This is a genomic window from Selenomonas ruminantium AC2024, assembly GCF_000687995.1.
Classification (GTDB): Bacteria; Bacillota; Negativicutes; order Selenomonadales; family Selenomonadaceae; genus Selenomonas_A; species Selenomonas_A ruminantium_B.
In genome coordinates, this window is sequence record NZ_JIAC01000001.1 from 2,004,107 (window position 1) to 2,016,848 (window position 12,742).

General features: G+C 50.8%; 12 protein-coding genes and 5 tRNA genes. 2 read left to right on the forward strand and 15 right to left on the reverse strand.

Annotated features, from left to right (window positions below):
* Window positions 1–4 precede the first annotated feature (4 nt).
* The 12 genes from P157_RS0109485 to P157_RS0109540 form a co-directional block, all read right to left on the reverse strand.
* A complete protein-coding gene (locus P157_RS0109485; RefSeq protein ID WP_026760793.1) occupies window positions 5–2,485 on the reverse strand; it encodes a DUF3656 domain-containing U32 family peptidase in 2,481 nt (826 codons plus the stop codon).
* On the reverse strand, window positions 2,486–3,112 hold the full coding sequence (gene scpB, locus P157_RS14320) for an SMC-Scp complex subunit ScpB (protein ID WP_037368286.1): 627 nt from the start codon (window positions 3,110–3,112) through the stop codon (window positions 2,486–2,488).
* The gene (locus tag P157_RS0109495; protein ID WP_026760794.1) at window positions 3,105–3,830 is read right to left on the reverse strand and encodes a segregation and condensation protein A; all 726 of its coding nucleotides are present in this window, start codon (window positions 3,828–3,830) and stop codon (window positions 3,105–3,107) included. Before P157_RS0109495 ends, scpB begins: the two co-directional genes overlap by 8 nt.
* Window positions 3,831–4,457 carry a site-2 protease family protein gene (locus P157_RS0109500; protein ID WP_026760795.1) on the reverse strand — a complete coding sequence of 209 codons (627 nt, stop codon included), beginning with the start codon at window positions 4,455–4,457 and terminating at the stop codon, window positions 3,831–3,833.
* Complete coding sequence (locus tag P157_RS0109505) at window positions 4,458–5,015, reverse strand: NUDIX domain-containing protein (RefSeq protein WP_026760796.1); 558 nt, start codon at window positions 5,013–5,015, stop codon at window positions 4,458–4,460. It abuts the gene before it with no gap.
* Window positions 5,016–5,126: 111 nt separating this feature from the next.
* A tRNA-Cys gene (locus P157_RS0109510) sits at window positions 5,127–5,200 on the reverse strand.
* Window positions 5,201–5,207: 7 nt separating this feature from the next.
* Window positions 5,208–5,283 (reverse strand) — tRNA-Gly (locus P157_RS0109515).
* A 10-nt stretch (window positions 5,284–5,293) separates the two neighbouring features.
* A tRNA-Cys gene (locus tag P157_RS0109520) sits at window positions 5,294–5,367 on the reverse strand.
* A 6-nt stretch (window positions 5,368–5,373) separates the two neighbouring features.
* Window positions 5,374–5,449, reverse strand: a tRNA-Gly gene (locus tag P157_RS0109525).
* A 3-nt stretch (window positions 5,450–5,452) separates the two neighbouring features.
* A tRNA-Asp gene (locus P157_RS0109530) sits at window positions 5,453–5,529 on the reverse strand.
* Between the two features lie 110 nt (window positions 5,530–5,639).
* The gene (locus P157_RS0109535) at window positions 5,640–6,119 is read right to left on the reverse strand and encodes a hypothetical protein (RefSeq protein ID WP_026760797.1); all 480 of its coding nucleotides are present in this window, start codon (window positions 6,117–6,119) and stop codon (window positions 5,640–5,642) included.
* 42 nt (window positions 6,120–6,161) lie between these two features.
* Window positions 6,162–8,027 carry a condensation domain-containing protein gene (locus tag P157_RS0109540; RefSeq protein ID WP_026760798.1) on the reverse strand — a complete coding sequence of 622 codons (1,866 nt, stop codon included), beginning with the start codon at window positions 8,025–8,027 and terminating at the stop codon, window positions 6,162–6,164.
* A 162-nt stretch (window positions 8,028–8,189) separates the two neighbouring features.
* On the opposite strand from P157_RS0109540, the gene P157_RS0109545 reads away from it, so the two are divergent.
* Together P157_RS0109545 and P157_RS0109550 are read left to right on the forward strand one after the other, a co-directional pair.
* Window positions 8,190–9,335, forward strand: coding sequence for an acyltransferase (locus P157_RS0109545; protein ID WP_026760799.1), 1,146 nt, complete (start codon window positions 8,190–8,192; stop codon window positions 9,333–9,335).
* 168 nt (window positions 9,336–9,503) lie between these two features.
* Window positions 9,504–9,704 (forward strand): hypothetical protein, encoded by a 201-nt coding sequence (locus tag P157_RS0109550; RefSeq protein WP_026760800.1) that lies wholly within the window; start codon window positions 9,504–9,506, stop codon window positions 9,702–9,704.
* 50 nt (window positions 9,705–9,754) lie between these two features.
* On the opposite strand, the gene P157_RS0109555 is transcribed toward P157_RS0109550, so the two are convergent.
* The 3 genes from P157_RS0109555 to P157_RS0109565 form a co-directional block, all read right to left on the reverse strand.
* Window positions 9,755–10,681, reverse strand: coding sequence for a SufB/SufD family protein (locus P157_RS0109555; RefSeq protein WP_026760801.1), 927 nt, complete (start codon window positions 10,679–10,681; stop codon window positions 9,755–9,757).
* A 12-nt stretch (window positions 10,682–10,693) separates the two neighbouring features.
* A complete protein-coding gene (locus tag P157_RS0109560) occupies window positions 10,694–11,422 on the reverse strand; it encodes an ABC transporter ATP-binding protein (protein WP_026760802.1) in 729 nt (242 codons plus the stop codon).
* 197 nt (window positions 11,423–11,619) lie between these two features.
* Window positions 11,620–12,726 (reverse strand): alpha/beta hydrolase, encoded by a 1,107-nt coding sequence (locus P157_RS0109565; RefSeq protein WP_026760803.1) that lies wholly within the window; start codon window positions 12,724–12,726, stop codon window positions 11,620–11,622.
* Window positions 12,727–12,742: the final 16 nt, after the last annotated feature.

Genomic DNA, 12,742 nt, shown 5'->3' on the forward strand with positions numbered 1-12,742 from the left:
TTACTTATTGAACTCCTCTAAAGTAGTGTCCGCGGGTAATATCCATGCCCTCCTGACGCTTCAGCGCATCTTCCTGGGCTTCGTCGAGCTGGGCGGGCAGTTTCATAGCCTGCAGGTAGGCACGGGTAATGGCCGTGATTTCCGCCGGCTTCATGGCCTTAGCTTCAATCTGCAGGGTCTTGATGCCAGCACCCTTAAACTTCATGGCATGGGGCAGCATGGAGAGCGTCTTGCTGTTGAGCACGTGCATATGGCAGAACTGGTCCATGCGCAGCGGGAACAGCGCCTCTTTGCGGTCCTTGAGCGCATAGCGCCCCTTCGTGCAGGGATGGCTGCAGGCCCCCTCGCCCACATTGCCAAGGAAGGAACCCGTCACGCAGTATTCGGAAACCATAAGTTCCAAACGGCCATGCACGATAGCACTCAAAGGCAAATCACTTTCCTTGGCCAAGGCTTCCATCTGCTGCCATTTGAGTTCCGGCGATAAGGTTGCCGAAGCCACACCGTAATCTTTTAGGAAGGCCAGCGTGCTCTTATTATAGGAAATCAAGCTGTAATCGGCATGAATGGCAAAATCCGTCAGCCGTTTTACGAGCGCAATCTGTGCGATATTATGGACATGCACAGCCGATGGCGGGAAGTTCTTGGCCGCTGTGAGAATCTTCTCGAAGAAGGGCTGGAAATCGTCGCGCATGATGCGTGGCAGATTAAAGTCCAGACGCACGTTGGCCTTCTTGGCCAGATGCCAAGCCTTTTCGTAATCCATCACGGTCAGCGCTTCATGCTCGTATGATTCCCCGCCAAAGAGGATACCGTCAGCGCCACCTTCGATGGCAGCACGCATCTTTTCCAGATTATCCACTGCTACCATAAGTTTGGGCTGGGAGAGTTTCCCGGCAAATGCTTCGGCCTTGAAAGGCACAGGCTCTGCTACGCGCAGCGGATAATGCGCCAGACGCTGCGCATCGAGTTCTTCGACAGCCTGACGGCGGGCCTCATTGATTTCACTCATGGGCACCATGACTTCGCCGCTGATTTCCGCCTGCAGCTCCGTCAGTTCATAGACGGAAGTGCCGAGCCTGTCCACCTGCTTGCGGATGACTTCATCCGACAGGGGTCGCTTCTTGGCGGCTTCACCGATAAACTCCGTTTTTCCATGGCCAACGTGTCCAGCATTATCCCGCAGGACAACCGTCAAGGGCTCGCCAATGGCGGCCTTGACTTGGGCGGTGATGGGAATGCGGCGCACAGGAGCACCACTGGCGTATTTTTCCTTGGCCTGTTCCATCAGTTGGGCATCGTAGACCTTAAAGACGCGGTCATGGTCGCGCACAGCGGCAGGGATGGCAAAGCGCACCGTATCGCCGCTAGCCGCTTCCGTCAGTTTTTGACCTTTGACATTTGACATGTCATTTATCGTGGCCGTCACCCGGCCCCCGACCTTGACCCAAAAGTCAACCTGGTCCCCTAGAGCCAGACGGCCGGAAAGTTTCACCGTCACGAGGCGCTTATCCCAGTCATAAGCCGTTACCCGGCCAATGAGCAGGCCGCGGTTGTTGGGGCGTCTGTCGCTCATCATGGCCTTACCGGGACGGTTCAAGAGATATGCCGTGGTAAAGTCACGGTTAAAAATCTGCGCCAGATTATCCCGGGCTGACAAGTCAACTTCGTATATTTGACTTGTCAAATATTGGTCAATGGCCTGACGGTAGGTTCCTACCACCGTAGCCACATATTCGGGACGCTTCATGCGGCCTTCGATTTTGAGGGATGCGACACCTGCTTTAATCAAGTCGGGAATCACATCAATGGTATTGAGGTCACGCGGGGACAGCAGGTAACTGCCGGCCTTATCCCCGAGCACATCATTGCCCGCTTCATCTACCAGCGTATAGGGCAAACGGCAGGGCTGGGCACAGCGGCCACGGTTGCCGCTGCGGCCGCCAATCATGCTGCTCATCAGGCACTGGCCCGAATAGCAGACACAGAGCGCGCCGTGCATAAAGACTTCAATCTCCACATCGCAGTTAGCACAGATATGAGCGATTTCCTTTAGGGACAATTCGCGGGATAATACCACGCGGGTAAAGCCTAATTCTTGCAGGGCCAAAACACCTTCGAGGCTGTGCACCGTCATCTGCGTGCTGGCATGCAGCGGCATATCGGGCACGATTTCCCGGGCGATTTTCGCCACGCCCAAATCCTGTACCAGAATAGCATCCGCCCCTGCCTCCCGCAGGAACAGCAGATATTCCTTCAGGGCTGGGATTTCCTCATCATCTACAATGGTGTTGACGGTGATGTTAATCAACACGTCCCGCAAATGTGCAAAACGGATGGCTTCTTTCAAGCCATCCTCATCAAAATTATTGGCATAGGCCCGGGCCCCGAACTGGGTACCGGCCATATAAACAGCATTCGCGCCGCTTTCCACGGCAGCAATCAGCGCCTCACGGCTGCCTGCCGGGGCTAATAATTCAACCATTTATTCCGTCTCCTCGTTTGTTTCCATTTCCTGTGCTTCCTGCAGATGCTGAACCTCCTGGAAAAGTTCCAGCTGTTCGTTGTCGAGTCCTGCCACCGCCTCTTCTGTGGTGGGCAGTTCCGGCAAATCCTCCAAGGTATTGATGCCGAAACACCGCAGGAAGGTATCCGTGGTGCCGTAGAGAATGGGCCGCCCTAAGACAGGCTTGCGCCCCACTTCCGCCACCAGTTCCAATTCCAGTAATTTTTGCAGGGCGCGTTCAATGCGCACCCCGCGGATATTTTCAATCTCCGCCTTGGTGATGGGCTGCTTAAAGGCAATGATGGAAAGCGTCTCCATGGTCGGCGCCGAAATCTTCCGATCCACCACCTGACTCAGCCGCTCAACGGTTACAAAGGCTTCGGGCCGGGTGGCCAGCTGATAGCCGCCTGCCACCTGCCGCAAGGTCAGGCCACTCTTGCGCTCGTCCAGTTCCGCCTGCAGCCGCGTAATGATATTTTGGGTACCCAATACATCCAGCTCGATGATATGAGCGATTTCCTTGACGGTCATGGGATTGCCCGCCGCAAAGAGCACCGCTTCCACGAGTCCTGTATCGGCTATTTCTGCCCGTACTTTCTCAGGCATGAACTTCCTCCTCCCGGACACAGATATAGATTTCCGCAAAGGAACGCTGCTGCTTGACCGTTACCGTCCGCAGCTTCATGAGTTCCAGCAGGGCCAGAAAGGTTACGATGAGTTCCCCTCTGGTGCCGGAGCGGAACGCCTCGGAAAAGAGCAGCTTCCCCCGGCTGCGTCCCAGCAGCAGAATAATATCTTCCATCTTGTCCTTGATACTGTATTCCTCCGGTTCCACCAAGGCTTTTGGGATGGAAAGCTCCTCCTTGACGGAGAGCACCGTATGGAAAGCCTCCACCAGCTGGCGCAAAGAGAGATTTCCCGGTGGCAGATGATGCACCGGCAGTTCCATGGGCTCACGGGCCACAAAGCGCTCCTGCACGCCTGCCATATCTCCGAGCACCTGACTGACCTGTTTGAACTTGCGGTATTCCAAAATCCGCTGTACCAGCTCGAAGCGGGGGTCCTCCTCGGGCTCCCCTTCTGCCTGTGGTGCCTTGGGCAGCATCATGCGGGATTTAATCTGCAAAAGCGTTGCCGCCATCACCAGAAAGGAGCTGGCAATCTCCATATTGAACTCCCGGAATTTGTCCAGATAGTCCAGATACTGGCGGGTCAGCTCCGCAATGGGAATATCGTATATATCAATCTTGTTCTTCTCAATGAGATGCATCAGAAGGTCCATGGGACCTTCAAAGGCATCAATTTTAATCTTGTAATCTTCCATTTAGATAAAAGGCCGTAACAGTAACATGAAAACCTGCCAGATAAAAGCCCGACAAGGAATCAAAATCATGCTGAGCACCGGCGTCATCAGCAGCACAATGAGAATCAAAAAGCTGTAGCGCTCCAGCTCGGCCAGTTTGTAGGCCATATCCCGGGGCAGCAGCTGCATCAGTACATGGGAACCGTCCAAGGGCGGCAGGGGAATCAAGTTGAAGATGCCAAAGCCGATATTGAACTCAATAATCATCTGAAAGACCATGGACACGCCGGCGGTCATATCGCCGCCCACCCGCAGGTAAACCAGCAGGGCTACCAGCGCTAAAAAGGCCGTGACAAAATTCGCCATAGGGCCAGCCAGCGATACCAGAATATCATCCCGCTTGGGATTTTTGAAATTCCGCGGGTTAATCATAACAGGCTTTGCCCAGCCAAAATGAACCAAAAACAGCATCAGCATACCAATGGGGTCTACATGCGCCTTGGGATTAAGCGTAAGGCGGCCCATCAGACGAGGAGTAAAATCCCCCAACCATACTGCCACCTGCGCATGGGCGTATTCATGAATGACCATGGCAATCAAAAGTCCGGGCAGGCCGGCAATAATATGCATTATATCAAAATCAAACATTTATTTCTCCTTCTGGCTGCGTTCCAACATCAAAATCGCCGTCACCGACTTGGCATCGAAGATTTCGCCGTTCAGCACCAACTCCACAGCCTTTGCCAGCGGCATCTTCACCACATTGATGAACTCATCCTCATCGGTATGCTGCTTGCCCGCCGTAAGGCCCGTAGCCGCATAGATATGAATGTACTCATTGGAAAATCCTACAGTTGTGGCAATGGTCGTCAGCTTCGTAACTTTCTCGGCCTTGTAACCCGTTTCCTCGGACAGTTCCCGCTCAGCGCAAAGCAGCGGGTCCTCATCGGGAGCATCGAGCTTTCCTGCCGGAATCTCCAAGGTAATGCGGCCGATGGGATAGCGATACTGCTTCACGAGAATCACCTGACCATCATCCGTCAGCGGAATCACGGCGGAAGCACCAGGATGCTTAATCCACTCGCGCGTAGCTTCGCCGCCATTGGGCAGCTTTACCGTATCTTTATAGACATGCAGCAGGTTTCCGTCAAAAATCTTTTCACTGCCAGTTTTTTCTTCGATTAAATCTTTATCACTTGTTTCCATTGATTACAGCCTCCCCGCAAATCACATACTCTATATTCTACAATATTTATGCCGTAACTTCAATACAGAAAAGCCTCCTCCCGTCAAACAGGAGAAGGCTTGCTTTCATTTTGGAGGCGACACTCAGAATCGAACTGAGGATAGAGGATTTGCAGTCCTCGGCCTTACCACTTGGCTATGTCGCCATAAAAATGGAGCGGAAAACGAGACTCGAACTCGCGACCCCCACCTTGGCAAGGTGATGCTCTACCAACTGAGCTATTTCCGCATTATGAAATTGGAGGCGACACTCAGAATCGAACTGAGGATAAAGGATTTGCAGTCCTCGGCCTTACCACTTGGCTATGTCGCCATAATATGGAGCGGAAAACGAGACTCGAACTCGCGACCCCCACCTTGGCAAGGTGATGCTCTACCAACTGAGCTATTTCCGCAAGTGGCGACCCGAAGGGGACTTGAACCCCTGACCTCCGCCGTGACAGGGCGGCATTCTAACCAACTAAACTACCGGGCCGTCTTTAATTTTTTACCGCTGTGTTTCAGCGACATGTATTATTATACGGATAAGGGCAAGTCTTGTCAACACCTAAAATACAATTTTTCAAAAAAACTTTAACAAATTTATCAAAAGGTGCCGGAAATATCCACGACTTTATTGAACAGAGACTTATCCATCTCGTCGATGGGACGCCATTTGCCATTACCGTTGCTGGTAAGAATCTGCTTGCCTTCCTGCTTGAAGAACACCTGCTGTACGGACTGGGGCTCCCCCTTCTTGTTGATGCTCTTTATCTTGGCCTGCCATTCATGCTTTTCTTTATTAGCCGTTACCGAACCGGCCACAATAAAGACCTTCTCACCTTCAAAGCTGTAGGCAAAGACATCCTTGATGGGCTGTTTTACCGGAGGCTTTTCCTTGGGCTGCTCCGTCCCAGTCTGCGGAATCTTATTGATTGGGGATACATCTTCGTTTCTGGTGGCCACGGTGGTTTCCGTTATCTGCTGGCTGGCGGGAGCTTCCCGGGACGGCCACAAAAAAGCCGCCCCGCCTCCTATAAGAGCCAGGCAAAGGATGCCACCAATGACAATTCGTCGCTTCTGCATTCTGCACCTCCGCAAAAATGATTACGGAATAATTATACAGGATTAGGATTGAATCCACAACCGCTGATATTTTTCCATCTGCCGGATAACGTATTGGATAACGCACTTGGGCATCAATGGGGTCTTGTCCATAATAATATGTGCCTTATCCAAGGGAACAGTGAGAATCACCGCCCGCTCCGTAAGCACTTCCAAGGCCATATCGCCCTTTCTATCTGGCAGCAGCACCGTTTCATTGAGCCAGCCGCCTTCCTTCTGGATATCGAGCGTATGGTACCAGCCGTCACCCAATTCGATACTGCGAGCCACCCGGCCCATTCCCAAAAAGACCATTTGTCCATCCAAATCCTTCCCCGCCAGACGGTCCCCTTCAAAATAGACATCCAACCGGGCATATTCCATAAAGCGCTGAATGAATCCACGGTCCAATTCCTTGAACAGAGTGATACGAGACAAATAATCCTGCAATACGGCACGGCTGTCCACTCTCTCGGTAACAGAGTTCTCCACTCTCTCCAGGCGGTTGCCCAATCTCTCCTGGAAAACGCCTATCGGCAGATTCCAATCCGTCAGCATCTGTTGGAGGACCTGCAGATATTCCTTGACCAAAATTTCGATTCTCTCCCGGTCAAAAAAGCGTTCATCGTATTGCATGCTTATGGACAACTGATGTTCCTCATGATGGAAGGCTATACTTAATTTGTTATCCCGTCCATCCCAGAACTTTTGCAGAATAAGCTGCCCATCCACAGCTCCCGGAGCTTTCTCAAAGGAGTGGGTCTCATAGTGGAAATCACAAAAATCCAAAAAATGGTCAAAAATCCCCTTCTGCTTGCCCATCAGACTTTCGATATCCGAGCGGCCCAAAGCGGCATACGGCTGGGAAATTACAAACTGCTGGAACAGTTTATTCACGATTTCCTGTATGGTGACATTGTCATTTTCCACTTGCAGGCGCAGGGGCACCAAACTTGGAATGCGGCTCTGTCCGTCAGCACCTTTTTCCCGGCGGGGCACCCGCAGGCAGAAACCTACATCCCGGCATCTATTTTCCTGAAGCAGGAAAAGCCCCCAAGCCGTCTGCAGGATGGCCATGAGCATGCTCTTCTTGTCTTTGGCCTTTTCCCGCAAATCCGACAAAATGGGCGCGGGCAAATGCGTAAAATATGCCCGATGTCTGGGGACAGGAATGGAGGTTTTGCCATACTTGGGAATACGGCAATTCTGGGGGAAGTTCCCGAGTATCTTTTTCCAGTACTCCCGCACAGGGGCCGCCATGGCAGACTTCTGCATCATGGCGCCATTGGCTGGCTGCGCACTTTCCTCCCATTTTAAGCCTAAGGCTCTGACAAAGAGCTTGCGCACATCAAAATCCGTCAGCACGGCCTGCACAGCCGTTACCAGCACCGCATATTCATCATTGTGGGTGTGAAAGATGGAAAACCGCATCAGGCACCCATGACGCACATCAATGCCCTGACGCAAATCTGCATCCATAATACGGTGCAAGGTTGCATCAAGTTCATCTTCTTCTATGCCTTCCAAATTGCGATAGACAACCGGGGCAAGCACACGCCGTTCTTGAAAGACCACAGCCAAAATGCGCTTGCCCACCGAGCAGTAGTTCAGGCGCAGGGCGTCACATTCTTCTACCATTTTATACAGTGCCCGATTAAAATGCGGCGGCAGCAATCTGCCCCGGATTTTGTACAAATTTTGCACCAACACACCTAAAGGCTGAAAGGATGTACAATTCGTAAACAGCCCTTCTTCTGCTGTTGTAAGCTCCCGCACATAGAGAATATGATTGGGCGAATAGCCCTGATTTTCATTCATCTGTCCGCCATAGAGTTGTTCCAGCACATTTTGCTCGTCCAAAGGCAGCTCAGCTACGGTGTATTTTTCCATTTTATTCCATCTCCTATACCTCGCAAATCTCTATCCCGAAACCCATTATGTAAGCTATTCGCTATCCACTGCAAAATATCCTCTTGAATCCTTGGTGGCATTGCGTCTTATTTTTTGTTATGATAGGTAGGTAATTATTTTTTATCGAGGTGTTTTTTCTTTATGCAAACAGCAACTCTGCCCCGCAAGCCCAGGCTTGCCGCCATCGAATACATCCGTGGCATTTCCATGATGGGGGTTATTGGCATCCATATCGGTTCCCAGTACATCATGAACCCGGCGGCCAACATTCATCTGGTGGCACTCTTTGAAACCTTTACCCGGTTCAGCGTGCCCATCTTCTTCTTTATCTCTGCCTTTGGCCTGTTCTACAATCTGAACATCAACGCGCCCTTTGATTTCGTAAGTTTCACCAAGCGGCGTCTAAAGACCGTGCTGATTCCCTATCTTGCCTGGTCCCTGCTTTATCTCTTGCATGACGGTCTGCTCTACGGCGTCGGCTTTCCTGACCCGCTGCATTTGTTATCCGTCCTGTTCTTCGGCAATGCCAAGTATCAACTCTATTTCATGGTCATTCTCTTGTGGTTCTATCTCTTGATGCCCCTTTGGATTGCCATAGTACGCCGCCTGACCCTTTACCGTCTAGGCATCTTATTGATTTTGCAGATGGCCTTTGACTACTGGTCGAGCTTTGATACAGCCTTCAACCTCTACGTTTACGGCCTGCCCGATAACAGCATTCTCAAGCCTTTTTTGATGTACCGTCTCAACTACTGGGTGCTCCATTACTTCTTCATCTTCCTGCTGGGTGGCTGGCTTTCCGTTCACAGCGATAAGTTCATGGACTTTATGAAAAAACATCTTCATGGACTCTGCTGCTTTTTCTTCTTCACCTTGGGCGGCCTTATGACCTATTACTACGAGAAGATTTACTTTGACGGCTACACGGCACTTGAGGCCATCAACACGGCGCATCAACTCTGCCCTTGGGGGATTCTCTACACCATGGCCGCCAGCCTGTTCTTCTTTGCCATCTTCACCTATCAGAGCTATCCCAAAGCCCTAAACAATCTGCTCCATATCTTAGGCAAACATTCCTACTTCGCCTATCTGGCCCATCCCCTGTTCATCACCTACATCGGCCTGTGGCTGCAGAACCACGGCAAACTTATGACCGCGCCTGTTGTTATCACCTTCTACTGGGCAACGCTGATACTCTCCATTCTGGCCGCTATTATCTGCCGGAAAATCGGCGAAGCCATTCCCATCCTCAATAAACTCACCATCGGTGTTTATCCGAAAAAATAAAAATAAGCCCTTCCTGGCTCGGAGGGGCTTATTTTTATCATCCTGTGATTTTGGTAAAAAATTTCAATTTTCTTTTGGAGAAACTGTAATACATTTATCTGCCAATCGTATATGGCTATAGAAGGAACAACATTACATACTAAATGTCGAAATAGGGAGGAAATACTTATGATACTCCAGGCAGATGAATTATTATTGTTGCAGGATGCAGATCTCTTTGAACTGGAAGATGCGGAAATCGACCAGATGGCGGGAGCACGTAAACGCAATATCGTTATCTCACCGGAAAAGTTTCAGGCATTGCAAAAGCGATTCCTCATGCGAATCGAAAGTTATAAAGCCAAACGCCGCCTGGCAAAAGAATGCTGAACTGCAAAAAACTCCCCCAGCCAAAGCTGAAGGAGTTCTATAGAAGAATATCACTTTAAGAAGCCGTTGACAATTTGTTCTTCGGCTTCTTTTTCCGTTAGGCCCAAAGTCATCAGCTTGATGAGCTGGTCCCCGGCAATCTTGCCGATAGCTGCTTCATGCACCAGCATGGCATCCACATTGTTGGCTTCCAGGGACGGCACAGCCAGAATTCTGCCCTCGTCCATGATGATGGAGTCACACTCCGTATGGCCATGGCAGGCTGCGTTGCCCACGATGCGCAAATCCAGCTTCTGATAGGACTTGTCCTTGGCTACGCCGCGGGACACTACATCAGCGCTGGCATTTTCGCCATCCAGCGTCACTTCGTATTCACTGTAAGCATACTGCGTGCCGTGCGTCATCAGGCGTTCGCGCACAATCAGGCTGGCATCTGCCTTGAGGTTTGCCTTGGTGGTACGGCTGGTGGAATCCACGCCCTTAATCTGTACCATTTCCATCTCCATGGAACTACCTGCTTCCATGGTCACTTCCGTTACGGGATTCAGAATGCGCTGGCCTTTGCCATCGCCGGAACCGTAATGTTTTTCCACATATTTGACCTTGGCATTTTCGCCCACAAAGAAGCGGTGAACGCCATCGTGTTCCGAATCCTGGGTGCCGCAGTTGTCAATGCCACAGCCTGCCACAATTACCACATCAGCTCCTTCGCCGATGTAGAAGTCGTTGTACACCGTTTCCTTCATGCCGCTTTCGCTCATGACTACAGGAATGTGTACACTCTCATTCTTGGTGCCGGGCTTGATGCGGATATCAATGCCGGAACCGTCTTCCTTGGAGGTGATTTCGATATTGGCACTGCTGCCACGGCCCACGGACTTGCCGTTAGCGCGCAGATTGTAAGCCCCCATGGGGACATCGTGCAGGTCAGCCACCTCCAGCAGCAGTCTTTTCTGTATCTCGTCCATCTTCAACATAGCGCTACCCCCTTACTGAAATTTTCTGCACATGGGCATGCTGACTTCCGTGTCCATGATTTTGGGCAGGATGTCTTTGCCGGCGCCATGTTCCTGTACCCGGCCATCGGCCAGCACAATGATTTCATCAGCAATCTGCAGGATGCGCTCCTGATGGGAAATGATGATGATGGAACTTTCTTCAATTTCTGCCCGCATTTTTTCAAAGATGCGGATAAGGTTTTGGAAACTCCAAAGGTCAATCCCCGCCTCCGGCTCATCAAAGATGGAAAGATTCGTCTTTCTGGCCAGAATCGTAGCAATCTCAATACGCTTGAGCTCACCACCGGACAAGGAACTGTTCACTTCACGGTTGAGATAATCATTCGCGCAAAGCCCTACCTCGGAAAGATAATCGCAGGCCTTGATATGGGAAATCTTTTTCCCGGCTGCCAGCCGCAACAAGTCAATAACCTGCAGGCCGCGGAAACGCACAGGCTGCTGAAAGGCAAAGCTGATGCCCATCTGTGCCCGCTCCGTAATGCTCTTATTGGTAATATCCTGGCCATCCAAAAGAATCTGGCCGGAAGTGGGCTGCTCAATGCCCGCTATAATTTTCGCCAGGGTGGACTTGCCACTGCCGTTGGGCCCCGTAATGACCACAAATTTCCTGTTGTCAACGGTTAGGCTCAGGTCCTGAATAATATCCACCTGGCTGTTGCCCTCGGTGACATGGAAGGAAATGTTCTTCAATTCCAACATGTATATCGTGCTCTCCCTTCCGATTTACATAATTTATGTTTAAGCTTTCTTTTATATTATAACGCTAATGTTTACCTCTTGTCGACAGACAAATTCAGTTGCTGTAATATATTGCGATTTTGAACAAGAAGCCGCCTGACAGAATCACCTGTCAAACGGCTTCTCTTAAAGTGTATTTGTTTGGAAATGTTTGGGAATCAATATTTAACGCCAAGCTTTTGGCAAAGCCAGCGCATCATGGCTTTATTGGTATCTTCACCCACATAACCATGCTGTGCTTCAGAATTGCACATGAAAAGATTTTCCACGCCGGCATCGGTCAATGCCTTTTGCAGGCTGATGCTCTGCTGAATGGGTACCAGTGAATCATGTCCGCCATGTGCGATAAAGAACGGCGGCGCATCTTTCGTCACCTGATATACCGGGCTGCCCAGTTTGGCCTTCTCCACCATACTCCAATAGGGAGAGGTTTTATCGCCGGCCTCATATATCTTACGCAGGGTGCCGACACCTTGTCCTTCCCCTGTAAAGCCCAGCAGAATGGATTCATTGGCGCGCACCGAATCATGGGTTTCGGCAGCTTCAGCAGGTGACTGCAGCTGGGGACTCATTTCCGGAGCCATGGTCAACAAATTGGTGGGGCCATAGAAGTCAACACAGGCTGTGACCTTGCTGCTATAACCAAGATTTCCGCCTACAGTACCTTCTAAGTTCTTGTTGCCACTGGTTACAGCCAGTTCTGTTGCCAAATGAGCACCAGCCGAGGTACCGGCTATGGCAATTCTGTCGGCGTCAATGCCATATTCTGCCGCATGAGCACGGACAAAACGCACTGCTGCTTTCACGTCATAAATCTGAGCAGGAAAAGCCGCTTCGCTGTTCAAACGATAATCCACGGAAACAAAGGCAATGCCATGATTCAGGACATCTTTGAAAATCTTATAGGACGAAGTATTGTCCTTATCCATCAAAGCGCCATTGCCGCTCTGCTTGCTCTGCTTCGCTTGCTGCTTTACATCATCGCCTTCATAGGTGCCTCTGGCCCAACCGCCGCCATGTACAAACACCAACACAGGGACTTTTTCTTTCTTGGCCTGGGGCGGGATGAACACATTCATGTGCAGCTGGCGGGGCGCGCCATTGTCATTTTTCACATTGGCGACTACTACATCCCGATAAGTCGGCTGCATGGAAATAAGATTCTCCTGCTTGCCAGATGCATGACCAACACCATTTACAGGAACCATAAGAGCCAGTGACAGCATAGCTGTTACCGATATTTTTCTCAATTTACCTGCGTTCATATGACGAACCTCCAGC

Excerpts from the sequence above, each read along its gene's own strand:
- P157_RS0109485 (WP_026760793.1), bottom strand. The coding sequence starts at position 2,485 with ATGGTTGAATTATTAGCCCCGGCAGGCAGCCGTGAGGCGCTGATTGCT.
- scpB (WP_037368286.1), bottom strand. The coding sequence starts at position 3,112 with ATGCCTGAGAAAGTACGGGCAGAAATAGCCGATACAGGACTCGTGGAA.
- P157_RS0109495 (WP_026760794.1), bottom strand. The coding sequence starts at position 3,830 with ATGGAAGATTACAAGATTAAAATTGATGCCTTTGAAGGTCCCATGGAC.
- P157_RS0109500 (WP_026760795.1), bottom strand. The coding sequence starts at position 4,457 with ATGTTTGATTTTGATATAATGCATATTATTGCCGGCCTGCCCGGACTT.
- P157_RS0109505 (WP_026760796.1), bottom strand. The coding sequence starts at position 5,015 with ATGGAAACAAGTGATAAAGATTTAATCGAAGAAAAAACTGGCAGTGAA.
- P157_RS0109535 (WP_026760797.1), bottom strand. The coding sequence starts at position 6,119 with ATGCAGAAGCGACGAATTGTCATTGGTGGCATCCTTTGCCTGGCTCTT.
- P157_RS0109540 (WP_026760798.1), bottom strand. The coding sequence starts at position 8,027 with ATGGAAAAATACACCGTAGCTGAGCTGCCTTTGGACGAGCAAAATGTG.
- P157_RS0109545 (WP_026760799.1), top strand. The coding sequence starts at position 8,190 with ATGCAAACAGCAACTCTGCCCCGCAAGCCCAGGCTTGCCGCCATCGAA.
- P157_RS0109550 (WP_026760800.1), top strand. The coding sequence starts at position 9,504 with ATGATACTCCAGGCAGATGAATTATTATTGTTGCAGGATGCAGATCTC.
- P157_RS0109555 (WP_026760801.1), bottom strand. The coding sequence starts at position 10,681 with ATGTTGAAGATGGACGAGATACAGAAAAGACTGCTGCTGGAGGTGGCT.
- P157_RS0109560 (WP_026760802.1), bottom strand. The coding sequence starts at position 11,422 with ATGTTGGAATTGAAGAACATTTCCTTCCATGTCACCGAGGGCAACAGC.
- P157_RS0109565 (WP_026760803.1), bottom strand. The coding sequence starts at position 12,726 with ATGAACGCAGGTAAATTGAGAAAAATATCGGTAACAGCTATGCTGTCA.